The following is a 24,410-nucleotide window of genomic DNA, read 5'->3' on the forward strand; positions in this document are numbered from 1 at the left end:
GGTGAGACCCTTTTGGCCGACCTTCGTTTTGGGAAAACAGCACCATCAGGCAACCGCCTGGAGACAGGTCTCCATTCACACGGAACGTAACCTGCTTTAAGTGTGGTCGTTGTCTTCAGAAACGCGCAAAACCTCCTAACAAACACGGGTGAGACAGGCATGGCCCCCCTTCGCAATATCACCATACTGGGTGGCGGCACCTCCGGCTGGATGGCGGCGGCGGCGCTGAGCCGGGCCTTCGCGCCGGGCACCTGCACGATCCGCCTGATCGAGTCCGAAGAGATCGGCATTGTCGGCGTCGGCGAAGCCACCCTGCCGCAGGTGCGCGATTTTAACACCTGGCTCGGCCTCGACGAAGCCGAGTTCATGCGGGCCACCAACGCCACCTTCAAGCTGGGGATCGAGTTTCGCGGCTGGGGGGCGTCGCAGAGCTATCACCACCCCTTCGGCGTGCACGGTCAGTCGGCGGGCGGCATCCCCTTCCACCAGCTCTGGCTGAAGGCGCGGACCTTCATGGACCCCGGCCCCATCGAAGACTATGCCTTCCCCATCCGGCTGGCGCGCGAAAACCGCTTTGACTTTCCGGTCGAAGACCCGAAGTCGATCCGCTCCACCTACGACTATGCCTACCATTTCGATGCGGTCCTCTATGCCCGCTACCTGCGCCAGTGGTGCGAGGCGCGCGGCGTGCAGCGCATCGAAGGACAGGTCACCGGCGTCGATCAGAACGCCGAAACCGGCTTTGTCGAACGCCTGACCCTCGCCAGTGGCGGCAGCGTGGACGGCGACTTGTTTATCGACTGTTCCGGTTTCCGCGCCGTCATCGCCGGTCAGGCCCTGAACCTCGGCTGGGAAGACTGGACGCCGTGGCTGCCCTGCGACCGCGCTCTGGCCGTGCCGTGCGAACGTACCGACGACCTGACGCCCTACACACGCGCCACCGCCCGCGAAGCCGGGTGGACATGGCGCATCCCGCTGCAACACCGCACCGGCAACGGCTATGTCTTCTCCAGCCGCTTTTCGACGGAAGACCGCGCGCGTGAAGTGCTTCTGGGCGCGCTCGATGCCCCGGCTCAAGCCGAGCCACGCCTGCTGCGCTTTCAGGCCGGTCGCCGGACCGCGTCATGGCACAGGAACGTGATCGCGCTGGGGCTGGCCTCCGGTTTTCTGGAGCCGCTGGAATCGACCAGCATCTACCTGTCGCAGATCGCCCTGACCTTCCTGATGCGTCTGATGCCCGACACGCGCTTCGACCCGGCGCTGGCGCGCGAATTCAACCGCCTGATCGACATCGAATACGAGCGGGTGCGCGACTTCCTGATCCTGCACTACCACGCCAATTCGGCCAGTGAGGGCCCCCTGTGGGACTATGTGCGCACCATGCCGGTGCCGGACAGCCTGCGCGAAAAAATGGCCCTGTTCCGCCATCGCGGCTATGTGCAGCGCTATAAGGACGGCCTCTTTTCACCGGCGAGCTGGATCGCCGTCTTCATGGGGCAGGACGTCATGCCCGCCGCCTTCGACCCGCAGGCCGACGGTCTGGGGGAGGACGGCATACGCGACTATCTGAAACGCCTGAAGCGCAAGATCGACGCCAATCTGGCCGTTCTGCCCAGCCACGCGGACTTTGTCGCCGGGCACTGCTATGATCCGGACAGCGGGGTGACCCATGACTGACGCCCCGCCCCGTCCCGTTCGCAAGGTGGTGATCGTCGGTCGCGACGAAGCCCTGTGGCTGACCGCTGCGGTCTTGCAGCGCACCTTCGCGCGCAGTGATCTGAGCTTTACCGCCGTCGAGCTGCCGTCGCTGCTGCGCCCCGGCGAGGTGCTGCCGACGCTGGACAGTCAGGCCAGCTTCCACGCCCAGTTGGGGCTGGAGGAAGAGGTGCTGATGCGGGCGCTGGGCGCCACCTTTACGCTGGGTCAGCAATATGTCGGCTGGGCCAAAAACGCCCCCCCGGTGTTTGTGGGCTATTCCAGCACAGGCGTGGCAGTGCAAAACGTGCCCTTCCATCATCTGTGGCTGCGCGCCCGCGCCTCTGGCCTGTCGGTGGCCTATGAAGATTTCGCCATCAACGCCGCCTGCGCCAAACACGGCCGCCTGCTGACGCGCGAGGCGGAGCTGAGCGGCTTTGCCGAGGCCGGGCGCGGCTATCATCTGCCGGCGGCCCCCTATGGCGAAATGCTGCGTCAGGTGGCCCTCAAACGCGGCGTCCGTCATCTGCCGGCGGCGCACGTCTCGCCGGTCGTGCAGGGCGCGCAGATGTCCGCCGTGGTCCTGTCCGATGGCCAGACCGTCGAAGGCGATCTATTTATCGACACCACCGGCAGCGAGGCCCGCCTGCTCAGCCAGATGCCGGAGACCGGCTTCACCTCGTGGCGGCACTGGCTGCCGTTCGACCGCCTGCTGACCAGCTATGCCGCCCCCGCTACGCCGCTCCCGGTCTTTGCGCAGATTACCGCCTTCCGTTCGGGCTGGACCGGACTGTTTCCGCTGCGCGACTACACGGCCCTGCAACAGGTGTACACCACCGATGAGCTGTCCGACGACGAAGCGTTTGAAGCCGCCGCCACTGTCGCCAGGGTCAGCCTCAATCCGCAGGCCACCGTCACGCCGTTTGAGGCGGGGCAGCGCCGCGCCTGGTCGGGCAATGTCATCGGTCTGGGCGACGCCGCCGCCGTGCTCGACCCCCTGGGCAGTGCGCGTATGCCCGCCCTGCTGTTTGGCCTGTCGCACCTGACGGCCCTGTTCCCGCTGGATACGGGCGGCCTCGAAAGCGCCGTCTATAACCGCACGGTGGCTCAGGTCTATGCGCGCCTGCGCGACGCGCAGATCCTCCTCTACAGCCTCAACAAGCGCCGCGACCAGCCCGTCTGGGACCGTCTGCGCAGTCAGAGCCTGCCGCCGGAACTGGCCTACCGGCTGGAGCTGTTCTCCGCCTGCGGGCACATGCCGATGTATGATGAGGAAACCTTCGACGAGGCGTGGTGGATCGCGGCCTGTCTGGGTCACGGCCGCCTGCCCGCCGCCTATGATGTGCGCGCGGATCAGATCGCCGAACCTGACCTGATCCGCCATTTCCAGAGCGTTCTCGGCTATGTGCGCAAACAGGTTGAAACCATGCCCACCCCGGATGCCGTATCACGGGCAGCGACTGTATAGGGTTTATCGGATGCAACAGACCATCAGGAAGATTGTGATTGTCGGCGGCGGCAGCGCCGGGTGGATGGCCGCGGCAGGCCTGTCCAAGGCGCTGGGCGACACGCTGGAGATTGATCTGATCGAGTCGGAGGAAATCGGCATTGTCGGCGTCGGCGAAGCCACCATTCCACCCATCCTCAAATTTAACGACTTTCTGGGCATAGACGAAGCCACCTTCGTGCGCGAAACCCACGCCACCTACAAGCTGGGGATCGAGTTCGTCGATTGGCGCGCCCGCGGCCACAGCTATTTCCACCCCTTTGGCCACAGCGGGCGGGAAATCGAGAGCTTCCCCTTCCACCATTACTGGCTGGCCGACTGGTGGCGTCGCGGCGGGGACTATGACTATACGCAGTATAATCTGGAGACCGTCGCCGCCTATAAGGGCCGCTTCGGGCATCTGATGTCGGAAGGCGACAAGCCGAACCTGAACTATGCCTTTCAATTCGACGCCGTCCTCTATGCCAAATTCCTGCGCAATTACAGCGCCGAACGCGGCGTCATCCGCCACGAAGGCCGCATCGTCAGCGTCGAACAGCATCCGGAAACCGGATTTGTCACGGCGGTCGTCACCGCCGATGGCCGCCGCCTCGAAGGCGATCTGTTCATCGACTGCTCCGGCTTTCGCGGCCTGCTGATCGAAGGGGCGCTGAACTGCGGCTACGAAGACTGGTCGCGCTGGCTGCCGATGAACAGCGCCGTGGCCGTGCCGTGTGAGCGCGTCGCCGACATCACCCCCTACACCCGCGCCACGGCCCGCGAAGCCGGCTGGACCTGGCGCATCCCGCTGCAACACCGCACGGGCAATGGCTATGTCTTCTCCGATCAGTTCATCAGCGTCGAAGACGCCAGGGCGCGTCTGCTGGGCTGTCTGGACGGCGCCCCTCTGGCCGATCCGCGCCTGCTGAAATTTGTCACCGGCCACCGCAAGCGCGTCTGGGACAAGAATGTGGTAGCGCTCGGTCTTGCCTCCGGCTTCCTCGAACCGCTGGAATCGACCGCCCTCCATCTGGTGCAGTCAGGCATTACGCGCCTTCTGGCCCTGTTCCCCCGCACCGGCATCGTGCCGTCGGTCGTCGCGCAGTACAATAAGGAGGTGCTGTTCGATTATAACAATATCAAAGACTTCCTGATCGCCCACTATAAGGTGAGCGAGCGCGACGACACGCCGTTCTGGCAGTGGGTGCAGGCCATGGACATGCCCGACAGCCTGAAAGAGCGGCTCGAGATGTTCCGGGAAACGGCGATTGTGGTGGCGCGCGACCCGGAGCTGTTCCGCGACACGAGCTGGCTGGCCGTCCTGATGGGTCAGGGACTGCTGCCCAAAGCCGTTCACCCGGCCGTGGACAGCGTGGACCCCACCGACCTGCGCCTGCATATGAGCCGCTGGCGCAAGATGGTGGAAAGCCGTGCCGACACCCTGCCCGCCCACGAAGACTATCTGCGGCGCTTTGCGCCGTCGGCGGAACTGCGGCGGCGCGAGGCCTGATTTTCGTCTGACGTTTTGTGTTATCGCGCCTTTGATTTCAAAGCCCTTGCACACTTTTCGGAATGCGCTTCGGGATAGCTATCGGATACCAAAAAACAGATTGGCCGTCAGACGCCGCCCCTCGTCTGACCGCACCTCGCCGTAATGTATCTGCCCGGCGCGGTAGAAGATCAGCCGGTTGAGACGCGGCTCGACCGCGGCAATCTCTTCGTAGAATTGCCCCCGCGCCGCAGCACCTGTCCCTTCGAAGCCGTCCAGTTCCAGCCGCCGCGCGCGCTCAAAACTATAGCTGCGGCTGGGGGTGATCAGCTCATGCCCGCTGGCGCGGTGGCGGAAAAAGGCCGTCCCGCCCAGATCACCTGCAAACAGATAATGGACGCTGGCAAAGCTGTTGAGATTGAAGGCGTCGATATGCGGCGCGGCCTGACGCACGGCCATATCGGCCCCCCCTTGCGTCGCCACCCCGAAAAAGCCGAACAGGGGCAACGGCTGAGGCGTCACGCCAAAAATCGGCAACAGGCGGGGCAGAAGCGCCGTCGCCACCACCGCCTTATAGGCATCGGGCAGGGGCGCGTTGAGACCCGGATAGCGCGATCCGGGTGCCGGCGTGCGAAAGGCCGCGGCATCGGCCTCGGCGATCAGGGCCTGCGGATCGGTCAGCACCTCATCGACAATGACCAGAGGCTGGGCCTCCTGACCCAGAGACTGTACCGTAAGGGTCAGATGAGGATTGAGTGAGATCATAAAAAAACCGCCTGAGAGACCGGTATCTATAGTCTCTCAGGCGGTCAAAGCGCAAACGGCAAACCGCTCTATTGCAGGCCTCCGCCGGTGGCCGAATAGAGCCGCGTCAGGTTCAGCACGCGGGTCAGGCGCGTCGTGATCAGCCCCTGCTGCGCGCCATAGAGGGTGCGTTGGGCGTCGGTCAGGGTCAGACGCGAATCCACACCGCGGTCAAAACGGGCGCGCGACAGGGCCTCGGTTTCGCTGGCCGCCTCGACCACACGGGTCTGGGCCGTCAGGCGGGTGTCGATGGTCGAACGCACAGCCAGAGCGTCGGCCACATCGCGGAACGCGGTCTGGATCGACTTTTCATAGGTGGCAAGCGCGATATCACGCGCCTTTTTCGAGCCTTCCAGCCCGGCGACATTGGCCCCTCCGGCAAAGATCGGCACCGAGATCGACGGCGCAAAGCTCCAGGTGTCGGCCCCGTCAAACAGGTTGTTAAGATCGGTAGAGGCCTTGCCCACCGCGCCGGTCAGCGAGATGCGCGGGAAGAAGGCGGCGCGCGCCGCCCCGATATTGGCGTTGGCAGCCTTCAGATCGAATTCGGCGGCCACCACGTCCGGGCGCTTCAGCAGGACGTCCGACGGCAGGCCGACCGGCAGGTCGCTCAGCACGGCATTTTCCGGCAGGGCATCGGGCAGGTTGGCGGCATCGACCTCCACCCCGACCAGCAGGCGCAGGGCGTTCTTGTCCTGCTGCACCAGCGCTTCCAGTTGCGCCACGTCGGCGCGCGCCTGTTCGGTCAGGGTCTGCTCCTGACGCAGGCCCAGCGCGTCGGTGGCACCGAGGTCGAAACGCTTTTGCGTCAGGGACAGGCTCTCTTCGCGCAGACGCAGGGTCTCACGCGACAGGCGCAACTGCTCCTGATCGGCGCCCAGGGTCAGCCACGCCGTCGCCACCGACGCAATCAGCGACACCTTTGCCGCCTTCTGATTTTCAGCCGAGGCGAAATAGGTGTTGAGCGCAGCATTGCTCAGCGATCGCACCCGTCCGAACAGGTCCAACTCCCACGAAGCCCCGACATCGGCGCTATAGCTATCCGGAGTGTCCTTAGCCTGACGACCGCTGACTGTGCCATTGACACCGGGGAACAGGCCGGCGCGCTGCACGCTGTACTGGGCGCGCACGCGCTCGGCATTGAGGGTGGCGATGCGCAGGTCGCGGTTATTGACCAGCGCCTCATAGATGACGCTTTGCAGGCGCGGGTCGAGGAAGACCTTTTGCCACGGCAGGGTTTCTGCCGAGGCCCCCTGCGCGGTGGCGGGGGTCGGGAACTGATCGGCCACCGGCAGGGTGCCGCGCTCATATTTCGGCGCCATCGTACAGGCGCTGAGGACCAGAGCCGTGGCCGGGAGCATCAGACCGAGTTTAAGCGAGCTAGTCATTAGTGGTCCTCACGGTTGTGACGCGACTGTTCCAGCGCCGCCAGAGCTTCGCGCTCCGCCGCCAGAGTCTTAAGGTGCTTTTCGTCCGCCTTGAACATCTTTTCAATGATGACAAAGAAAAGCGGAATAAAGAACACCGCCAGGAAGGTGGCCGACAGGATGCCGCCGACCAGACCCGTACCGATGGCGTTCTGGCTGCCCGACCCCGCGCCATTGGCGAAGAAGAGCGGCAGGATGCCGAAGGTAAAGGCCATGGAGGTCATGATGATCGGGCGCAGGCGGACGCGGGCCGCCTGAAGCGTGGCGTCGATCAGATTCATGCCGCTTTCGTGGTTATGCTTGGCAAACTCGACGATAAGGATGGCGTTCTTCGCCGACAGACCGATGATGGTCAAGAGGGCCACCTGAAGGTAGATGTCGTTCGACAGGCCGCGCAGCAGGGTGGCAATCAACGCCCCCAGCACCCCCAGCGGAATGACCATGACGATGGCCACCGGGATCGACCAGCTCTCATAGAGGGCGGCCAACAGGATAAAGACGACGAAGATCGACAGGGCGTAGAGCATGGGGGCTTGCGCACCGGACTGCTTCTCCTGAAGCGACAGGCCGGTCCATTCATAGCTGATGCCGGGGGGCAGTTGCGCGATGATCTTCTCCATCTCGGCCATGGCCTGACCCGACGACTTGCCCGGTGCGGCCATACCCTGAATATTCATCGACGGCGCGCCGTTATAGCGCTCCAGTCGCGGCGAGCCGTAGGCCCAGTGCGCGGTCGTGAAGGCCGACATCGGCACCATCTGGCCCTGTGCATTACGCACATACCACTGGTTCAGATCCTCCGGCTTCATGCGGAAGGGCGCATCGGCCTGCACAAATACCTTCTTGACGCGGTTGCGGTCGATGAAGTCGTTGACATAGGCCCCGCCCATCGCGGTCGAAAGCGTGGCATTGACATCGCTGAGGCTGACGCCCATGGCACCGGCGGCGACCTGATCAATATCGAGCTTCAGTTCCGGCGTGTCTTCCATGCCGTTAGGACGCACCGCCATCAGCGACGGATTCTGCGCCGCCATACCCAGCACCTGATTACGGGCATTGAGCAGGGCTTCGTGACCCAGACCCCCGACATCCTTCAGCTGAAGGTCGAAGCCTGACGAGTTGCCGAGTTCGGAGACGGCCGGCGGGATGATGGCGAAGGCCATGGCATCCCGGAACTGGCTGAACGCTCCCATGGCACGCCCGGCGACGGCGGGCGCCTTCATGTCGGCCGATTTACGCTCTTCGAACGGCTTGAGGCGGACGAAGGCCATACCCGCGTTCTGACCGATCCCGGCAAACGAGAAGCCACTGACCGTAAAGGCCGATTCCACGGCGCTGTCCTTGGCAAAGTGCGCGCCGACCTGATCCATGACCTGACCGGTACGCTCGTCCGTCGCCCCTGGCGGAAGCTGGACAAGGGTAAACAGGATGCCCTGATCCTCATCCGGCAGGAAGGAGGTCGGGATGCGGGTGAACAGGAAGGCCATCAGGCCGACGATCACCGCAAAGACGATCATGTAACGGCCACCCTGATTGAGGATCTTGCCCACCGTGTTGCGGTAGCCATTGGCCATGCGGTCAAAGTTGCGGTTGAACCAGCCGAAAAAGCCCTTCTTTTGCGAATGGTCGGCGTCCGACGCCTTGAGCAGGGTGGCGCACAGGGCCGGGGTGAGGATCAGGGCCACCACCACCGACAGGGCCATAGCCGAAACGATGGTGATCGAGAACTGACGATAAATCACGCCCTGCGAGCCGCCGAAGAAGGCCATGGGGATGAACACCGCCGACAGGACCAGCGCAATACCGATCAGGGCCCCGGTGATCTCCTCCATCGACTTGATGGTCGCGGCCATAGGCGGCAGCTTTTCGTCGTGCATGACGCGCTCGACGTTTTCCACCACGACGATGGCGTCATCGACCAGCAGACCGATGGCCAGCACCAGCCCGAACAAGGTCAGGGTATTGATCGAATAGCCAAAGGCCGCCAGCACGCCGAACGTCCCCAGCAACACCACCGGCACGGCGATGGTCGGGATGATGGTGGCGCGCCAGTTTTGCAGGAAGAGGAACATGACGACGAAGACGAGCACCACGGCTTCGATCAGGGTCTTCACGACCTCATGGATCGACAGCTCGATAAATGGCGTCGTGTCGAAGGGGACCACATAGCGGTACCCTTTGGGGAAGTTCTTCTCCAGCTCGACCATCTTGGCCTTCACGGCATTGGCGGTGTTCAGCGCATTGGCCCCGGTGGCCAGGCTGATGGCGACACCCGTCGCTTCACGGCCATTGAACTTCACCGCCCCGGTATATTGCTGCGCCCCCAGCTCAACACGCGCCACGTCCTCCAGCTTCACCACGGCCCCGCCGGCGGTGTTCTTGAGGATGATGTTGCGGAACTGTTCGATGCGGGTCAGACGCGATTGTGCCGTGATCGTGGCGTTGAGCACCGTGCCCTTCACGGCGGGCAGACCGCCCAGTTGCCCGGCGGAGACCTGCGTGTTCTGGGCGCGGATGGCGTTCATCACGTCGGTCGGCGTCAGGCTGTAGCTGGTCAGCTTGGCCGGATCGAGCCAGATACGCATGGCGTACTGGGCCCCGAAGTTCTGGATGGTGCCGACGCCATCGACGCGGCTGAGCTGATCGACCAGGGTCGAGGACATATAGTCGCCAAGGTCATGCTCGGAGACATTGGGGTCTTCCGAATAAAGCCCGACGACCATCAGGAAGCTGGAGGTCGCCTTGGCCACGGTCAGGCCCTGCTGCTGCACCTCCTGCGGCAGGAGCGGCGTCGCCGATTGCAGCTTGTTCTGCACCTGAACCTGCGCAATGTCGGGATTGGTCCCCGCCTTGAAGGTCAGGGTGATGGTCGCCGCACCGCTCGAATCCGAGGTCGAGTTCATGTAGAGAAGGCCGTCAATGCCCTTCATCTGCTGCTCGACGATCTGGGTCACCGAGTCTTCGACCGTCTTGGCCGAAGCGCCCGGATAGAAGGCGCTGACCGACACCTGCGGCAGGGCGATCTGCGGATACTGGGCGATCGGCAGGTTGGCGATGGACAGAAGGCCCGCCATCATGATGACGATGGCCACCACCCAGGCGAAGATCGGTCTGTGGATAAAGAAACGCGAGATCATGACGGTGCCTTTGCAGGAACGGATGCAGTCAGATGGAGGTCTGGCAGATGGAGGTCTGGTCCCGCCCGATGAAACGGAGAAAGCAGGCCAACACAGGCCGGGACCGGAGTATCAGGGCTGACGACGGACACACTTCGGGCGTCGCATCGTCAGTCCTTTATTTAAAACGCTTGAATTACTTAGCTTTTTGAGCAGAACCCGCGGCCGCCGGAGCTTCCTTGGCCGCGCCGACGCTGACGGGTTTGACCGGCGCTTCGGGGCGGATCTTCTGAAGACCCTCCACGATCACCTTGTCACCCGCCTGCAAGCCTTCGGTCACCAGCCACTTGTCACCGACCGTCTGCGCCACCTTGATCGGGCGCGGCTCGGCCTTGTTGTCCTTCGACACCACCATGACCGTGGCATTGCCCTTCGGATCGCGCGTCACCGCCGGCTGCGGCACCAAAATGCCGTTACCGACCACGCCCGACACGATGCGCGCCTTGGCATACATGCCCGGCAGCAGGACGCCGTTGGGGTTGGGGAACAGGGCGCGCAGCGTCACGGTGCCGGTCGATTCATCGACGCTGACGTCCGAGAATTGCAGCTTGCCCTTGAGCGGATAGACCGTACCGTCTTCGAGGACCAGTTCGACATCCGCCGTCGTCGCTTCGCCGATCTGACCCGCCGCCGCCGCACGCTTTAGCGCCATCAGCTCCGTCACCGACTGATTGATGTCGAGATAGATATTGTCGATATTCTGGATGCGCGTCAGCTCGGTCGCCTGCGCCGCCGTGACCAGAGCACCCGGCGTGACGTTCGACTTGCCGATACGACCCGAAATAGGGGCCATGACCTTGGTGTAGCCGACATTGATGCCGGCGGTTTGCAGCGCGGCCTGACCGGCGGCGACGGTCGCCCTGGCCTGAGCGTACTGCGCCTGCGCGTCGTCATTGTCCTGCTTCGACACGGCGTTGATCTTGACCAGCTCGGCATAGCGCTCGGCCTTGAGGCGCGCCGCCGTCAGATTGGCTTCGGCCTGCGCGACGGTGGCCTGCGCCTGAGCGTAGGAGGCCTGAAACGGCGCGGCGTCGATCTGATAGAGGGGCTGACCCGCCTTGACATAGCTGCCTTCGGTGAACAGGCGCGCCTTGACGATGCCGCTGACCTGCGGACGCACTTCCGACAGAAGGTAGGCCGAGGTCCGACCCGACAGCTCGGTCGTCAGATTGACCGGCTCAGAGGCCACCACGACGATCCCGACCTCGGTCGGCCCGCCCATGCCCATGCCGCCCGCCCCGGGGCCGCCTTCCTTTTTGCCGCAGGCCGTGAGGGTGAGGCCAAGCGCCAGCACCACCGCTGCGGATTTCATAAGGGGGGATTGCGATCTCATGCGGGTTCTCTCCGGAACGAAATATCATAGCAGCGGCCAGAGAGGCTGAGCGCCTCCGACCTCTGAACTCTGTCACTTGTAAATGCCGCCTTATACGTCGGCGCAGATCAAAGTGTGCAACGCAAAACAAGCCCTACACCTGTCGCACCTAGGCGCAAGAAAGTGTCAGCATGAAATGAGAGTGAACGATCATTCTCATTTTTTCTGGCCTTACGCGGCTTTTTGGTGTATGTCAAGCGCAGAGATAACATTAAAAAATGTTAACTCCCTTATCTACGAAGGGTTTGCCACCGCGGATGAACAGTACAGCTTTGAAGTCCCCTCTTACCGATTCCCCTGTCGCACCGCGGTCGCGCCAAAGCCGTGAGGAGCGGCGCCAGCAAATTCTCGACGCTACGCTGCGCTGCGTCAGACGCTCCGGCTTTCACGGTGCCTCCATGGCCGACATCGCCGCCGAAGCCAGAATGAGTGTCGGCGTTATTTATCGCTACTTTGCGAATAAAGAAGCCATTATTGAAGCCATCGTCGCCAACGATCTGGCCGAAATGCGCGCCAAGTTCGCCGAATGGGACGACACGCCGGACGATCAGTTGCTGGATCAGATCCTGCTCACCGTGGACTTCGCGCTGGACCACAAATATGGCCCGGACAAGAGCGCTCTGGCGCTTGAGGTGCTGGCCGAAGCGGCGCGCAATCCGCGCGTTGCCGCTATCGTTCAGGCCGCCGACGTGCAGGAGCGCGAACTGGGCCGCAACCTCTGCGACCGCCTCAATCCAGGATGCGACCGCAAGCGGATGGATGCGCGCGGCGAAATCATCGGCATGTTGTTCGACGGTATGATGATCCGCGCCGTTTCCAATCCCGACATCGACCGCGAAGCGCTGGCCAGCGAACTGCGCGAAGTGCTGAAAGTGCTCTTCATACTGAAATAACGCGGCTTCACCCGGCAAAATAGCACCATAAACAGCTTTTGGGGCTCAGCACCTGCCGGCTTAACCCTCCATTAAAAAACGAACGGTTACTGGACGTTCAGTTCAGAAAACGAGCCGGCACAGACGTGCGCGGGCGGGATGTGGGGGGCGGCTATGCTTAAACGTCTGGGTATCGGGTGGAGCGCGGGCTGGCGCGACGGGCTGATTGCCGGTTGCACCCTGTTTGCCGCCGCCGCCGTCACCGGTCTGGCGGTCTATCTGACCGCCTCTTCGGCGCTGAAAAACGAAGTCCGCACCAATCTGATGCGCGTTGCTGTCAGCGCGGCGCAACTGACCGACACCACCGCCCACGCCCGCATCACCCGCCCCGAAGATCAGGGCAATGCCGATTACGAGCACGTGCGCGCCCCCTATTTCGCCCTGCTGCGCGGCAATCCGGACCTCGCCTACATCTACACCATGATCCGCGTGGACGGTAAGACCCACTTCATCATGGACGCCTCCATCCCCAAGCCCGGCGATCAGATCGTGCCGACCGGCGTGATGGAAACCTATGACAACCGCACCCCCGTGCTTGAAAAGGCCTTTGAGACCCAGGCTCCGCAGGTCGAGGCGGAAACCTATACGGACAAATGGGGCACCTTCCTGTCGGGCTATGCGCCGCTGGTGGACAAGGGGCAATTTGTCGGTCTGGTCGGGGTCGATATCCGCGTGGACGCCTATCTGAAACGTCTGGAAGGCATCCGCAACGCCCTGCTCATCGGTCTGGGCGTCGCCGCACTGGCGGCCATTGCGGCCGGGCTGATGGTCGGACGCCACCGCCATGCGGCGGAGCGCGTGCGTCAGGAAAACGCCGCCCGTTCGCAGCAATTGCAGGCCATGGAGCACGACCGCCTGCGCGCCGAACACACGGCGCTTCAGGCCGAGGCCAGCCGCCGCACCGCTATGTCGGACGCCGCTACCGCCTTTGAACAGACCGCCTGCCGTATTCTCGACGGTGTGAGACAGGCCGTGGAGGGTCTGCACGAACGCGCCGCCGATGTCTCGGAAATCGCCATCCGTACCCGCGAAGGCGTCGAAACCGCCGCCACGGCGACGCGCAACACGCAGGAGCGCGCCCGCCACGTTGCCGAAGCGGCGCAGGCCCTGAGCCTCGCCATCCGCGATATTGCCGAACGCAGCGCCCGCTCGGACGCCATTGCTCACGAAGCGGCGCACCGGTCCGCCGACGCGGCGGCCAAGCTCGATTCGCTCTCGGCCCGCTCCGCGCAGATCACCGACATTATCGGGCTGATCGACGACATTGCCGGTCAGATCAACCTGCTGGCGCTGAACGCCACCATCGAATCCGCCCGTGCCGGGGCCGCCGGGCGCGGCTTTGCCGTGGTGGCCGCCGAGGTCAAGACCCTCTCTGGACGCGTCGCCGAAGCGACCCGCCGCATCACCAGCCAGATTCAGGACATTCAGTCGGCGACGCGCGACACGGTGGACAGCGTCGGGGCCATCCGCAGCATCATCACGGATATGGGCCGCACGGCGCAAGACGTCGCTCAGGCCGTCGAGGCGCAGACCGGCCTGACCGCCCGCATCGGCGAAACCATCGAACAGACCGCCACCGACGCTCAGGCCGTGGGCCGCACCCTGCAACTTGTGCATCGCTCCGCCGATGAAACCGACCAGACCGCCGCCTGCGTCAGCGCGGAATCGGCGCATCTGGCCGAAGAAACCGCGCGCCTCAACAGCGCGGTGGACACCTTCCTGCGCGCCGTGCGGGCGGTTTAGACCAGTCGCCCCTCTGGCGACATTCACACAACTGTCATAAAACTGTTGTAACGCCGCCTCAGCTTCACAGCGCCGCCTGCCGTTTACCCTTGCGTCATATTTGTTTAACGCAGCGGTGATTTACCGGTGGTTGGATTCGGATACGTCATCCTCACCGGAAGCGTGTTCGTCGGATCATCGGAGACGAGTAGATGTTCAAACCCTTCGCCCTGGCGCTTGGCGCGCTGCTCCTGCTGACCGCGTGCTCGGACAAGGGTGCGGCGACCGCTGAAGGCAAGGACGCGCCGGCGGCGGGCGACATCACCGGTGCGGGTTCGACCTTTTTTGCGCCGCTGGGGGCCAAGTGGGCCGAAACCTATAAGGAGACCACCGGCATCCGTCTGAACTATCAGTCGATCGGCTCCGGCGGCGGTGTGCGTCAGATCAAGGTGAAAACGGTCGATTTCGGCGCGACGGACAAGCCGGTCAAGCCTGCCGATCTCGACGAATCCGGCCTGCTGCAATTCCCCATCGTCATGGGGGGCATCGTGCCCATCGTCAACCTGCCCGATATCAAGAGCGGCCAGCTCAACCTGACCGGCCCGCTTCTGGCCGATATCTATATGGGTAAGGTGAAGCGCTGGGACGACGCGCCCATCCGCGCCCTCAATCCGGGCCTCAAACTGCCGCACCTGCCGATCACGGTCATCCACCGCGCCGACGGGTCGGGCACCACCTTCCTCTTTTCCAACTATCTGGCCAAGGTCAGCCCGACGTGGAAGGCAGAGGTCGGGGCCTCGGACGCGCTGGAATGGCCGGTGGGCCTGGGCGGCAAGGGCAATGAAGGCGTTTCGGCCTTCGTCAAGCAGACCCTTGGCTCCATCGGCTATGTCGAATTCGCCGTCGCCGCCCGCACCGGCACCGCCGTCGTCAATATGCAAAACCACGACGGCCATATGATCGCCCCGTCCATCGAAGCCTTTGCCGCCGCTGCAGCGGGTGCCGACTGGGCGCACGCGCCCGGCAATCAGCTTCTGCTCCTCGATCAGCCGGGGGCTCAGGCGTGGCCGATCACCGGTACCGTCTTCATCGTCATGCACAAAAAGCAGGACAAGCCGGCCAGCGGCCGCGCCGCCCTCACCTTCTTCGACTGGGCCTATACCAATGGCGACGCCCTGGCGACCAAGATGCACTACGTCCCCCTGCCCCCTGAGGTGAAGCAGATGATGCGCGCCCAGTGGTCGCAGATCACCGGTCCGGACGGTAAGCCGGTCTATACCCCGGCCACCGCCGCCACCGCCGTGGCGGCCTCTGCCGCCTCCGCTCAGTAAGCTTATGGAAACCCCAATGTCTCTTCAGAGCGCCCGCCACCCTGATCCCGTTGACCCGATCTTCCGCGGCCTCGCCTTCGCGGCGGCGACGACCCTGCTCCTGACTCTGGGCGGCCTGATCGTCGCCCTGATGATCGGCGGCTGGCCCGCCATCTCCAAGTTCGGCTTCGGCTTCCTGACCTCCAGCACGTGGAACCCGGTCACCGAGGTCTATGGGGCCGCCGGTCCCATCGTCGGCACGCTGATCACGGCAGTGCTGTCTCTGGCCATTGCCCTGCCCATCGCCGTCTGCGTCTCGGTCTTTCTGACCCAGTATTGCCCCAAGGCCATCGCCCAGCCGGTTTCGACCGCCATTGAGCTTCTGGCCGGCATCCCCTCCATCGTCTATGGCATGTGGGGCCTGTTCGTCTTCGCGCCGTGGTTTGCGCGCACGGTGCAACTGCCCATTCTGACCAGCCTCGACCCCGAAAGCTTCTGGGGCAAGCTGCTGGCCGGTGTGCCCAACGGGGCCAATATCTTCACGGCCTCCATCGTGCTGGCCATCATGATCCTGCCCTATATGTCGGCGGTCTTCCGTGAGTTGTTCCGCTCGATCCCGCCGCAGGTGCGCGAAGCCGCCTTCGGCCTCGGCTGCACCTCCTACGAAGTGGTGGGCTCGGTGCTGATCCCCTACGTCAAGAAGGGCATGATCGGCGTGGTCATGCTGGGCTTCGGCCGCGCTCTGGGTGAGACCATGGCCGTCACCTTCATCATCGGCAATTCGCACCGCTTCCCGGACTCGCTGTTCGCTTCGGGCTCGACGCTGGCCTCGACCATCGCCAATGAGTTCAACGAAGCCTCGGGCGTCCACCTCGCCTCGCTGATCGCGCTGGGTCTGGTGCTGTTCCTGATTACCTTCACCGTTCTGGCCATCGCCAGGGCGCTCCTGTCCTCGCAGCGTTACTAAGGGAGGCAAGAGCATGGATCGCGCCCTTCGCCGCAAATTCGCCAATCAGGCCTTCGTCGTTATCTGCACCGGGGCCGCGCTGGTCGCTCTCGCCGCGCTGGCCCTGATCATGTTCTCGCTGCTGACCAAGGGCGTCGGCGGGGTGGACCTGATGCTGTTCACCGCCGACACCCCTGCCCCGGACTCGCCCGGCGGCCTGCGCAACGCCATTGTCGGCTCCATTCTGATGTGCGGCGTCGCCATGATGATTGCCGTGGTTATCGGCGTGCTGGCCGGGACGTGGCTGGCCGAAATCGGCGGCAACACCCCCTATGGCCACGTCGTGCGCTTCCTCAATGACGTGCTTCTGTCGGCCCCGTCCATCCTGATCGGGCTGTTCGTCTACTGGTGGGTCGTGGTCCCCATGGGCGGCTTCTCCGGCTGGGCCGGGGCGATCGCGCTCGGCATCCTCGCCACGCCCATCGTGACCCGCACCACCGAAGACATCCTGAACCTTCAGCCCAATGCCCTGCGCGAAGCCGGTATGGCGCTGGGGGCCTCTCAATGGGTCACGGTGCGCAGCATCATCTGGAAGGCGGCCGGGGCGGGTATGCTGACCGGCGGCCTCTTGGGCTTTGCGCGTATTTCGGGTGAAACCGCGCCGCTGCTGTTTACCGCCCTCAACAACCAGTTCCTGAGCTTCGACATGTCGAAGCCATTCGCCAGCCTGCCGGGCGCCATCTATCCCTTCGCCATGAGCCCCTACGAGACGTGGAACACCCTCGCCTGGGCCGGGGCGCTGCTGATTACGCTGGCGGTTCTGGGCGTCAACATTCTGGGGCGCTGGCTCGCCCGCGACAAAGATCACAAGTAAGGCCTCGTCATGTCCGACACCGATTTCCAAAGCGTCATCACCCCGCCCCCGGCCGATCAGCTTGTGCTGGAAACGCGGAACCTCAACTTCTACTACGGCACGCATCAGTCGCTGTTCGGCGTCTCCATGCCGGTCAAGCGCAACGGCATCACCGCCCTGATCGGTCCGTCGGGCTGCGGCAAGTCCACCCTGCTGCGCACCATGAATCGCATCTATGACCTCTATCCGGGTCAGCGGGCCGAAGGCGAGATTCTGGTCGATGGCGAGAACATTCTGGGCCCCAAGGTCGATCTGACCAGCTTACGCGCCCGCGTCGGCATGGTCTTCCAGAAGCCGACCCCCTTCCCCATGTCGATCTATGACAATGTGGCCTTCGGCGTGAAGCTGTACCACAAGAAGTCGAAATCGCAGATGGACGAGGTGGTCGAAAAGGCCCTGCGCCGCGCCGCGCTGTGGGACGAGGTGAAGGACAAGCTGACCAAGTCCGGCCTGTCGCTTTCGGGCGGTCAGCAGCAGCGTCTGTGCGTCGCCCGCGGCATCGCGGTTGAGCCGGAAATCCTGCTGCTCGACGAACCGGCCTCGGCGCTCGACCCCATTTCGACGGCCAAGCTGGAAGACACGCTGGAAGAGCTGAAGCGCGACCTGACCATCATCATCGTGACCCATAACCTGCAACAGGCGGCGCGCCTGTCGGACTATACGGGCTTCATGTATCTGGGTAAGATGGTCGAATACGGCCCAACCGAAGAACTGTTCGTCAAGCCGAAGGTCGAACGCACCTCCGACTATATCGGCGGCCGCTTCGGTTAAGCTTCAAAGGCGGCAGGCATATCGCGAGCGGCATTCAATACCCGCACCAGTTCGATACCCTGCTCTACAGGACGATAATAAAGCACATAGGGCCGGATCGGAAAGCTGCGCAGCTCAGCGTAGAGTTCCGGTCGGGGTCGCCCCATGTCGGGATGCAAAGACAACTTTCTAAGCGTTTCGGCAATGCGATCCAGCATCTTATCCGTAGCGTCAGGACGATCTTTGGGAATATAATACCAACGGCCGAAGATGCTGACCGCATCCGGCCGTTGAAAACTCGAGAATTTCTCATATGTATCAGCTACATGAGAAATTCTCGAACGGAATACCAAGAGTCATTTCCAATGACCCTTGGTATAAAGCCACAGGGCTTCGAGATCATCTTCCGCCCGTGCCGTCTTTAAAATCCGGGTCATTTCGCTCTGGCGCGACCTTTTGCCTTGATGGCTTCGATATCCAGTTCCCCTGCTGAACCACTTTCGATGCCTTCACGGATCGACTCGCGCAACGCCTCAAGTTTGGCCGCCTGAAACCGATCATTGGCTTCCATCAGGCGCAGCGCATCGCGGATCACTTCGCTGGCATTATTATACAGGCCGCCCGCGACTTTCTCACGCACCATATCTTCGAGACGCGGCGTCAGATTTATGTTGAGGGTCATGGCGTATCTCCTGACTAGATCATTATGATTTCTGGTAGAAACATGATGATCTAGATTTTTGTTTAGCCCCTCGCCGGGCGGCGGCTGCGCCGCCTTGGCCGCCGCCTCAATGGCGGCTTGAGCGGAATGATTCCATTAGAAATCATTCCGCTCTAAAGGATACGCCCGCCCCCAAAATTGTCAATCTTTGACAGTCATGCCCCCCGGCACCAGACACTGCGGGCCGATTTCGCGGATCGACTTGACGCCGGTGAGCGCCATGGCGACGCGCATTTCCTTCTCGAACAGGCTGAGCAGGTTGGAGACCCCCGCCTCCCCCCCGGCGGCCAGGGCATAGATAAAGGCCCGGCCCAGCAGCACCCCGTCGGCCCCCAGCGCGATCATGCGCACTACATCAAGGCCCGTGCGGATACCGGAGTCGGCCAGAATGGTCAGATCGCCCTTCACGGCGTCGGCAATGGCCGGCAGCGCCCGTGCCGAAGACAGGACGCCATCGAGCTGCCGTCCGCCGTGGTTGGACACCACAATGCCGTCGGCGCCGAAGCTGACCGCATCCTTGGCGTCTTCCGGGTCGAGTATGCCCTTAATGACCATGGGGCCCTTCCAGAAGTCGCGGATCCATTCCAGATCCTTCCACGAGATCGACGGGTCGAAATTGGCCCCCAGCCAGCCGATATAGTCTGCCAGACCCGTGGCCTTGCCGAGATATTTCGAGACATTGCCCAGATCGTGCGGCGTCCCCATCAGGCCGACATCAAAGGCCCAGTGCGGGTGCGTCACCGCCTGCCACAGGCGGCGGATTTCGGCGTTCGGCCCGCTCATGCCCGAATGGGCGTCGCGGTAGCGCGCCCCCGGCACCGGCATATCGACGGTGAAGACCAGCGTGCGGATACCGGCCGCCCAGGCGCGTTCCAGCGCGTTCTTCATGAAGCCGCGATCTTTCAGCACATAGAGCTGAAACCAGATCGGCTTGTCGCACCTGCCCTGCACTTCTTCGATGGGGCAGACGCTGACGGTCGAAAGGGTCAGGTTGATGCCGGCCTTTTGCGCCGCGCGCGCCGCCTGCACCTCGCCGCGCCGGGCATACATGCCGGTCAGGCCGACGGGAGCCAGAACGATAGGCATGGACAGCTTTTCACCCAGCAGTTCCGTCTCCAGACTGAGCGACGACACGTCCTTCAGCACGCGCTGGCGCAGGGCCACGTCGCCAAGGTCCGATACATTGCGCGCCAGTGTGCGCTCGGCATAGGCCCCGCCGTCGATATAGTGAAACAGGAAGGGCGGCAGCCGACGCCGGGCGGCTTCGCGGTAATCGGTCGAGGCGGAGATGATCATGGCAGACTCAGCAGGCGGAACGCAAAGGATGGAAAAGCAATATCTGTTGCTCTAGCATGGGGCCAAGCCCGATGACAATGCGTGGACAATCCCGTTCAATCATCATAGATCAAAATTAATCACGCCCTTTTTTACTCAGGAAATGCCATGTCCGCTGCCTCGATGTTCGACCTCTCCGGGAAAACCGTGCTGATCACCGGAGCCAATCGCGGACTGGGGCAGGGCATGGCGCTAGCTCTGGCCGAAGCCGGGGCCGATATCTGCGCCGTCGGCTCGTCGGGGGCGGACACCACCGCCGAAAAGGTCACGGCTCTGGGACGCCGGTTCCATTTTATCCGCGCCGATCTTACCTCCATTTCGCCGGTGGAGGATATTATCACCGAAACTTTGCGCGTCATGGGCGGGCTCGACATCCTCGTCAACAATGCCGGGTCGATCCGCCGTGGCGACGTCACGGAATTTACCGAGGAAGACTGGGACGCGGTGATGAACCTCAATCTCAAGACCCTGTTCTTCATGTGTCAGGCCGCCGGTCGCCACATGATCGCACAGGGCCACGGCAAGATCATCAATACGGCCTCCCTCCTGTCGTTTCAGGGCGGCATCCGCGTCCCCTCCTATACGGCGTCGAAGTCGGGCGTGGCCGGGATTACGCGGCTTCTGGCCAACGAATGGGCGTCCAAAGGCCTTAATGTCAACGCCATCGCGCCGGGCTATATGGCTACGGAACTGACCGAAGGGCTGCAAAGCGACCCCGAACGCGCCAAGGCGATTCTCGACCGGATTCCCGCCGCCCGCTGGGGGACGCCAGAAGATTTGGGTGGCGCGACGGTTTTTTTGGCCTCCCGCGTGTCAAATTACGTAAACGGAGTTATTATCCCCGTTGATGGGGGCTGGCTGGCGCGCTGATGCGTCTGTTCCGGACCCATCCGAACCCCTTGAGGAGACAATGACCACAGAGACTCTTTCGACCACCGCGCCGCTCAAGATGGCCGATATCGCCCGCATGGCCGGCGTCTCGGTGTCCACCGTTTCGCGGGCCCTGGCCGGAAGCCCCCTGATCCCGAAGCCGCTGCGTGACAAGATCGCGGCGATTGCCGAGGAACATGGCTACGTCGTCAATCAGGCCGCCCGTAACCTCCGTCTGAAGCGCACCCGCACCATCGGCCTCGTCCTGCCCGACGACGGCGACCGCAAGCTGCGCGACCCGCACCTCTTGAGCATGATGGGCGCCCTCACCCAGGCCGTCTTCAAGCGCGGCTATGAGCTGCTGGTGCTCAAGACCCCGGCCAAGCGTCAGGGCGCGCTGAAGGACCTTGTCCGCTCGCAGCGCTTTGACGGTATGCTGGTCCTGCCTGACACGGCGGCCAGGGATCAGCACGAGGCGCTGAGCGACCTCGCCCGCTACTACGCGCCGCTGGTCGTCTGGGGCCGCCTGCCGGACCAGAGCTATTGCGGCGTCGAAGCCTCGACCGCCACGGACGAAAACGCCGAGGAGATGGTCGATCTGCTGTTCCAGCGCCTCAGCGAAGACGAAAAAGCCAAGGCCGCGAAATAGTCTCCGTTCCCCCGACACTGTCGGGGGTTCAGTGACCTTCAAGATAAGAAAAAAGCCCTCCGGATCACTCCGGAGGGCTTTTTTGTCAGTAGCAAGAAGGCTGCCCGGCGAACCGGACGGCCTCTTTTTTAGAACTGCGTCGAAAGGCTGACCGAGACCGACGTGCCCGGATCGTAGCGATCGACATAGACGCGCTTGTCGTTGATCGTCTGATATTCCTTGTACTCGGTGCCCGTCAGGTTACGGGCCTCAAGCTGGAAGTTCAGGCCGCGACCAAAGGCGTCGAAGCCCTTGCGCCACACGAAATCGACCTGCGTGCCCGGCTCCTGCATGATGTCAGGGTCGCCGACAATGCCCGAGCCGCGCACCGAGATACGCTCGCTGACGTAGGTGAGCAGCAGGGTCGCCTGCGACTTGGCTTCGCTGTCTTCCCAGCCGAACTGCACGTTGGCAAGGTGGTCAGACTGACCTTGCAGCTTGGCGCCGTCCTTGATGTACAGGCTGGCCTCGACCGGCTGGAAGGTGGTGCGGCTGAAGGCGATCTTGTCGCCCGTCTTTACCTTCACGCTGGAGTCGGTGAAGGTGTAGTTGGCCTGCACCAGCCACTGCTTGCTCTCGAAGAAAGCGCCCTTGATGGGGCTTTCGAACAGGCCCTTATAGTCCACTTCGAAGCCCTGAATATTGGCCTTCGGGGCGTTGACGAAGGTCTGCTGGAGCTGAGTACCGGTCGAGATGGTTTCGACGGGCTTGTCCAGCGTCTTGTGAAACAGACCGGCGGTCAGGTATTCGCCCGCGCCGTAATACCACTCATAACGGGCATCGAGGTTGGTGATCTCGGTGTCCTTCAGCAGCGGGTTACCCGTGTACGAACGGTCGCTGTCGGCTTCGCGGAAGGTCGGCTCGGCCAGTTCGCGGAACTGCGGGCGGCCGATCGTCTTGGACGCACCAAAACGCAGTTGCATGTCGTCCTTGAAGTTCCAGGTCACCGTACCCGACGGCAGGAGGTAGGTCTCCTTGATCTGGGTAGAGGCACGATCCGGCTTGGTGTTCGTCTGATAGAGGAAGCGCAGATCGTTGCGCTCCTTGCCGACTTCGTAACGCAGACCGGCAGCGACGCGGACCAGCGGAATGACTTCCAGATCGGTCTTCACGTAGTAGGACGACACGAACAGACCGCCCTTATAGGCTTGCGGCGAGTCTGAACCGGTTTCCCACAGTTGCAGGAAGTCCGGGCGGATATTGTAGTCGGAGAAGAGGTAATCAATGCGGGTATATTTGGCCAGCGAGTCATTAACCGACTTGAACTCGAAGGCGCGGCGCTGATAGTCGCGCTGGTTGTCGAGCACCGAGACGCCCGCCATCAGCTTGCCATCACGCCCTTCGCCGAGGCTATAGTCCCAGGTCAGGTTGGCCCCCAGATACTTCGCCACGTCCTTAAGGTTAGAGAAGGCCGTTTCGTTACCGCCGCCGTTACGCAGGTCGGTGAAATAGAGGCCCTTCGTCGCCGCGTTGGAGGTATCCAGCGTGTAGTTGATGAACTTGTCATACGGCGTGTCGCGCACGGTCACGGCGTAGGAGGCCGTCCAGTCCAGCACCAGCTTCGGCGTCAGAGCGTGCGTGCCCGTGATCTGGCTCAGGCCCAGTTCGCGCTGATACCAGCCGGTACGGTCCTTGCGATAGAAAAAGCCGTTGGAGTTAAACCCGTCACGGGTAGCTGCGAACTTCGTCGTCTTGCGGATATACATGCCCGTCCACTTCAGGGTGTGGGCACCGTGGGTATAGCCGAGCGACAGCAGGCTGTTCAGCGAGACATTATTGGCCGTGTTCTGATAGTCATCCTCGTAATGGATGCCGTCCTTTACCGACCAGTTGTTGGAGAAGTCGGCCACAGCCACAACGCCGAGCTTGCCACCCAGAACCGTATAGGTCTGCCCGGCGCTGCCGTTCACACTGAAGTTCGGGGTGGGACGGCCGATTTGCAGCAGGTTGAGGTCGGCATTGGTGAAGGAATGACCGATCTTTTGCAACTCGCTGGTCGCGCCCGCGCCCGTCGCCGGGTAGTTGTTCGGATTGACCAGCTTGCCCTTGGCCAGCGCATCGCGCAGCGGGTCCGGCAGACTGCGGGCCCCGTCGTCATAGCCCAGCCAGTCGGTGGCCGAACCGAAATAGGTAACGGTCTTCTTGCCGGTCGTTTCGCTGTTGTACCCCGTGCCGATGCCGAGGCTCAGGAAGTTGTCGCGCGGCAGGGCCACGGTCTGAAGATCGACGACACCGCCGCCGAATTCACCCGGATATTCCGCCGAATAGGTCTTTTGCACCGAGACGCGGCCCAAAAGCGACGCCGGGAACAGGTCGAGCGGCACGACGCGTTGCAGCGGCTCCGGCGACGGCAGCGGCGCGCCGTTCAGCAGGGCCGAGGAATAGCGCTCGCCAAGGCCACGCACATAGATGAACTTGCCTTCGACCAGCGACAGGCCTGCGACGCGCGTCAGGGCGGTGGCGGCGTTGTCGTCGCCGGTGCGCTTGAGGTCTTCGGACGTCAGGATCGAGGTGACTTCCGCCGTGCGCCGCATGGTCTTGGGCAGGTTCTTGCCGCGCACGACGACTTCGGTGATTTCGTTGGCCGGGCTGGCGTTGGAGTCGCCGGTGGCGGCTTCCGCCGGTTGGTCGGCGGCCGTCTGGGCCTGGTTTTGGTCTTGCGCCACCGCGGCGTTGACAGCCGCCAGAGACGTCGTAGCCATCAGCAAGGCGCCGAGGGAGAGAGTTTGCAGTTTCATGGGATCAACCTTTGCTGAAGGACTTGGAGAGCAGAG

19 protein-coding genes are annotated in these 24,410 nt (G+C 63.0%); 11 read left to right on the plus strand and 8 right to left on the minus strand.

Going from position 1 to position 24,410, the window contains the following annotated elements; genetic code table 11:
• Nucleotides 1-159: 159 nt before the first annotated feature.
• The 3 genes from PQU94_RS15755 to PQU94_RS15765 are packed head-to-tail and all read left to right on the plus strand — an operon-like array spanning nucleotide 160 to nucleotide 4,691.
• Nucleotides 160-1,677: a tryptophan halogenase family protein gene (locus tag PQU94_RS15755; protein WP_272742392.1), complete on the plus strand. Its 1,518-nt coding sequence runs from the start codon at nucleotides 160-162 to the stop codon at nucleotides 1,675-1,677.
• Nucleotides 1,670-3,163: a tryptophan 7-halogenase gene (locus tag PQU94_RS15760; protein ID WP_272742393.1), complete on the plus strand. Its 1,494-nt coding sequence runs from the start codon at nucleotides 1,670-1,672 to the stop codon at nucleotides 3,161-3,163. Before PQU94_RS15755 ends, PQU94_RS15760 begins: the two co-directional genes overlap by 8 nt.
• 10 nt (nucleotides 3,164-3,173) lie before the next feature.
• Nucleotides 3,174-4,691, plus strand: coding sequence for a tryptophan halogenase family protein (locus PQU94_RS15765; RefSeq protein ID WP_272742394.1), 1,518 nt, complete (start codon nucleotides 3,174-3,176; stop codon nucleotides 4,689-4,691).
• A 78-nt stretch (nucleotides 4,692-4,769) separates the two neighbouring features.
• On the opposite strand, the gene PQU94_RS15770 is transcribed toward PQU94_RS15765, so the two are convergent.
• The 4 genes from PQU94_RS15770 to PQU94_RS15785 form a co-directional block, all read right to left on the minus strand.
• Entirely contained in the window at nucleotides 4,770-5,435 is a 666-nt protein-coding gene (locus PQU94_RS15770; RefSeq protein WP_272742395.1) for a DUF6445 family protein, read from the minus strand.
• 68 nt (nucleotides 5,436-5,503) lie between these two features.
• Nucleotides 5,504-6,862: an efflux transporter outer membrane subunit gene (locus PQU94_RS15775; RefSeq protein ID WP_272742396.1), complete on the minus strand. Its 1,359-nt coding sequence runs from the start codon at nucleotides 6,860-6,862 to the stop codon at nucleotides 5,504-5,506.
• Nucleotides 6,862-10,038 carry an efflux RND transporter permease subunit gene (locus tag PQU94_RS15780; protein WP_272742397.1) on the minus strand — a complete coding sequence of 1,059 codons (3,177 nt, stop codon included), beginning with the start codon at nucleotides 10,036-10,038 and terminating at the stop codon, nucleotides 6,862-6,864. Before PQU94_RS15780 ends, PQU94_RS15775 begins: the two co-directional genes overlap by 1 nt.
• 175 nt (nucleotides 10,039-10,213) lie before the next feature.
• Complete coding sequence (locus tag PQU94_RS15785) at nucleotides 10,214-11,410, minus strand: efflux RND transporter periplasmic adaptor subunit (protein ID WP_272742398.1); 1,197 nt, start codon at nucleotides 11,408-11,410, stop codon at nucleotides 10,214-10,216.
• A 296-nt stretch (nucleotides 11,411-11,706) separates the two neighbouring features.
• Here PQU94_RS15785 and PQU94_RS15790 point away from each other — a divergent pair, with 296 nt between their 5' ends.
• The 6 genes from PQU94_RS15790 to pstB all read left to right on the plus strand — a co-directional run bounded on the left by PQU94_RS15790 (nucleotide 11,707) and on the right by pstB (nucleotide 18,043).
• Nucleotides 11,707-12,342 carry a TetR/AcrR family transcriptional regulator gene (locus PQU94_RS15790; protein ID WP_272742399.1) on the plus strand — a complete coding sequence of 212 codons (636 nt, stop codon included), beginning with the start codon at nucleotides 11,707-11,709 and terminating at the stop codon, nucleotides 12,340-12,342.
• Between the two features lie 153 nt (nucleotides 12,343-12,495).
• Nucleotides 12,496-14,124: a methyl-accepting chemotaxis protein gene (locus PQU94_RS15795; RefSeq protein ID WP_272742400.1), complete on the plus strand. Its 1,629-nt coding sequence runs from the start codon at nucleotides 12,496-12,498 to the stop codon at nucleotides 14,122-14,124.
• A gap of 191 nt (nucleotides 14,125-14,315) precedes the next feature.
• The gene (gene pstS / locus PQU94_RS15800) at nucleotides 14,316-15,434 is read left to right on the plus strand and encodes a phosphate ABC transporter substrate-binding protein PstS (RefSeq protein ID WP_272742401.1); all 1,119 of its coding nucleotides are present in this window, start codon (nucleotides 14,316-14,318) and stop codon (nucleotides 15,432-15,434) included.
• A gap of 16 nt (nucleotides 15,435-15,450) precedes the next feature.
• Complete coding sequence (gene pstC / locus PQU94_RS15805; RefSeq protein WP_272742402.1) at nucleotides 15,451-16,380, plus strand: phosphate ABC transporter permease subunit PstC; 930 nt, start codon at nucleotides 15,451-15,453, stop codon at nucleotides 16,378-16,380.
• A gap of 13 nt (nucleotides 16,381-16,393) precedes the next feature.
• Nucleotides 16,394-17,233, plus strand: a complete 840-nt coding sequence (pstA, locus tag PQU94_RS15810) for a phosphate ABC transporter permease PstA (RefSeq protein ID WP_272742403.1) — start codon at nucleotides 16,394-16,396, stop codon at nucleotides 17,231-17,233.
• 9 nt (nucleotides 17,234-17,242) lie between these two features.
• Nucleotides 17,243-18,043, plus strand: a complete 801-nt coding sequence (pstB, locus tag PQU94_RS15815) for a phosphate ABC transporter ATP-binding protein PstB (protein ID WP_272742404.1) — start codon at nucleotides 17,243-17,245, stop codon at nucleotides 18,041-18,043.
• On the opposite strand, the gene PQU94_RS15820 is transcribed toward pstB, so the two are convergent.
• The 3 genes from PQU94_RS15820 to lldD form a co-directional block, all read right to left on the minus strand.
• A complete protein-coding gene (locus PQU94_RS15820; RefSeq protein WP_272742405.1) occupies nucleotides 18,040-18,375 on the minus strand; it encodes a type II toxin-antitoxin system RelE/ParE family toxin in 336 nt (111 codons plus the stop codon). The genes pstB and PQU94_RS15820 overlap by 4 nt on opposite strands.
• An 80-nt stretch (nucleotides 18,376-18,455) precedes the next feature.
• Nucleotides 18,456-18,704 carry a type II toxin-antitoxin system ParD family antitoxin gene (locus tag PQU94_RS15825; RefSeq protein WP_272742406.1) on the minus strand — a complete coding sequence of 83 codons (249 nt, stop codon included), beginning with the start codon at nucleotides 18,702-18,704 and terminating at the stop codon, nucleotides 18,456-18,458.
• A 180-nt stretch (nucleotides 18,705-18,884) separates the two neighbouring features.
• The gene (gene lldD, locus PQU94_RS15830) at nucleotides 18,885-20,039 is read right to left on the minus strand and encodes an FMN-dependent L-lactate dehydrogenase LldD (protein WP_272742407.1); all 1,155 of its coding nucleotides are present in this window, start codon (nucleotides 20,037-20,039) and stop codon (nucleotides 18,885-18,887) included.
• 147 nt (nucleotides 20,040-20,186) lie between these two features.
• Here lldD and kduD point away from each other — a divergent pair, with 147 nt between their 5' ends.
• Both kduD and PQU94_RS15840 read left to right on the plus strand, forming a co-directional pair.
• Complete coding sequence (gene kduD / locus PQU94_RS15835; protein WP_272742408.1) at nucleotides 20,187-20,948, plus strand: 2-dehydro-3-deoxy-D-gluconate 5-dehydrogenase KduD; 762 nt, start codon at nucleotides 20,187-20,189, stop codon at nucleotides 20,946-20,948.
• Nucleotides 20,949-20,988: 40 nt separating this feature from the next.
• Nucleotides 20,989-21,597, plus strand: a complete 609-nt coding sequence (locus PQU94_RS15840) for a LacI family DNA-binding transcriptional regulator (protein WP_272742409.1) — start codon at nucleotides 20,989-20,991, stop codon at nucleotides 21,595-21,597.
• Nucleotides 21,598-21,725: 128 nt separating this feature from the next.
• Here PQU94_RS15840 and PQU94_RS15845 read toward each other — a convergent pair whose 3' ends face one another.
• Complete coding sequence (locus PQU94_RS15845) at nucleotides 21,726-24,374, minus strand: TonB-dependent receptor domain-containing protein (protein WP_272742410.1); 2,649 nt, start codon at nucleotides 24,372-24,374, stop codon at nucleotides 21,726-21,728.
• Nucleotides 24,375-24,410 lie beyond the last annotated feature (36 nt).

The sequence above is a fragment of the Asticcacaulis currens genome (genome assembly GCF_028550395.1).
Lineage (GTDB): Bacteria > Pseudomonadota > Alphaproteobacteria > Caulobacterales > Caulobacteraceae > Asticcacaulis > Asticcacaulis currens.

Coding starts and splice junctions, on each gene's coding strand:
- PQU94_RS15755 (WP_272742392.1), top strand. CDS start 160: ATGGCCCCCCTTCGCAATATCACCATACTGGGTGGCGGCACCTCCGGC.
- PQU94_RS15760 (WP_272742393.1), top strand. CDS start 1,670: ATGACTGACGCCCCGCCCCGTCCCGTTCGCAAGGTGGTGATCGTCGGT.
- PQU94_RS15765 (WP_272742394.1), top strand. CDS start 3,174: ATGCAACAGACCATCAGGAAGATTGTGATTGTCGGCGGCGGCAGCGCC.
- PQU94_RS15770 (WP_272742395.1), bottom strand. CDS start 5,435: ATGATCTCACTCAATCCTCATCTGACCCTTACGGTACAGTCTCTGGGT.
- PQU94_RS15775 (WP_272742396.1), bottom strand. CDS start 6,862: ATGACTAGCTCGCTTAAACTCGGTCTGATGCTCCCGGCCACGGCTCTG.
- PQU94_RS15780 (WP_272742397.1), bottom strand. CDS start 10,038: ATGATCTCGCGTTTCTTTATCCACAGACCGATCTTCGCCTGGGTGGTG.
- PQU94_RS15785 (WP_272742398.1), bottom strand. CDS start 11,410: ATGAGATCGCAATCCCCCCTTATGAAATCCGCAGCGGTGGTGCTGGCG.
- PQU94_RS15790 (WP_272742399.1), top strand. CDS start 11,707: ATGAACAGTACAGCTTTGAAGTCCCCTCTTACCGATTCCCCTGTCGCA.
- PQU94_RS15795 (WP_272742400.1), top strand. CDS start 12,496: ATGCTTAAACGTCTGGGTATCGGGTGGAGCGCGGGCTGGCGCGACGGG.
- pstS (WP_272742401.1), top strand. CDS start 14,316: ATGTTCAAACCCTTCGCCCTGGCGCTTGGCGCGCTGCTCCTGCTGACC.
- pstC (WP_272742402.1), top strand. CDS start 15,451: ATGTCTCTTCAGAGCGCCCGCCACCCTGATCCCGTTGACCCGATCTTC.
- pstA (WP_272742403.1), top strand. CDS start 16,394: ATGGATCGCGCCCTTCGCCGCAAATTCGCCAATCAGGCCTTCGTCGTT.
- pstB (WP_272742404.1), top strand. CDS start 17,243: ATGTCCGACACCGATTTCCAAAGCGTCATCACCCCGCCCCCGGCCGAT.
- PQU94_RS15825 (WP_272742406.1), bottom strand. CDS start 18,704: ATGACCCTCAACATAAATCTGACGCCGCGTCTCGAAGATATGGTGCGT.
- lldD (WP_272742407.1), bottom strand. CDS start 20,039: ATGATCATCTCCGCCTCGACCGATTACCGCGAAGCCGCCCGGCGTCGG.
- kduD (WP_272742408.1), top strand. CDS start 20,187: ATGTCCGCTGCCTCGATGTTCGACCTCTCCGGGAAAACCGTGCTGATC.
- PQU94_RS15840 (WP_272742409.1), top strand. CDS start 20,989: ATGACCACAGAGACTCTTTCGACCACCGCGCCGCTCAAGATGGCCGAT.
- PQU94_RS15845 (WP_272742410.1), bottom strand. CDS start 24,374: ATGAAACTGCAAACTCTCTCCCTCGGCGCCTTGCTGATGGCTACGACG.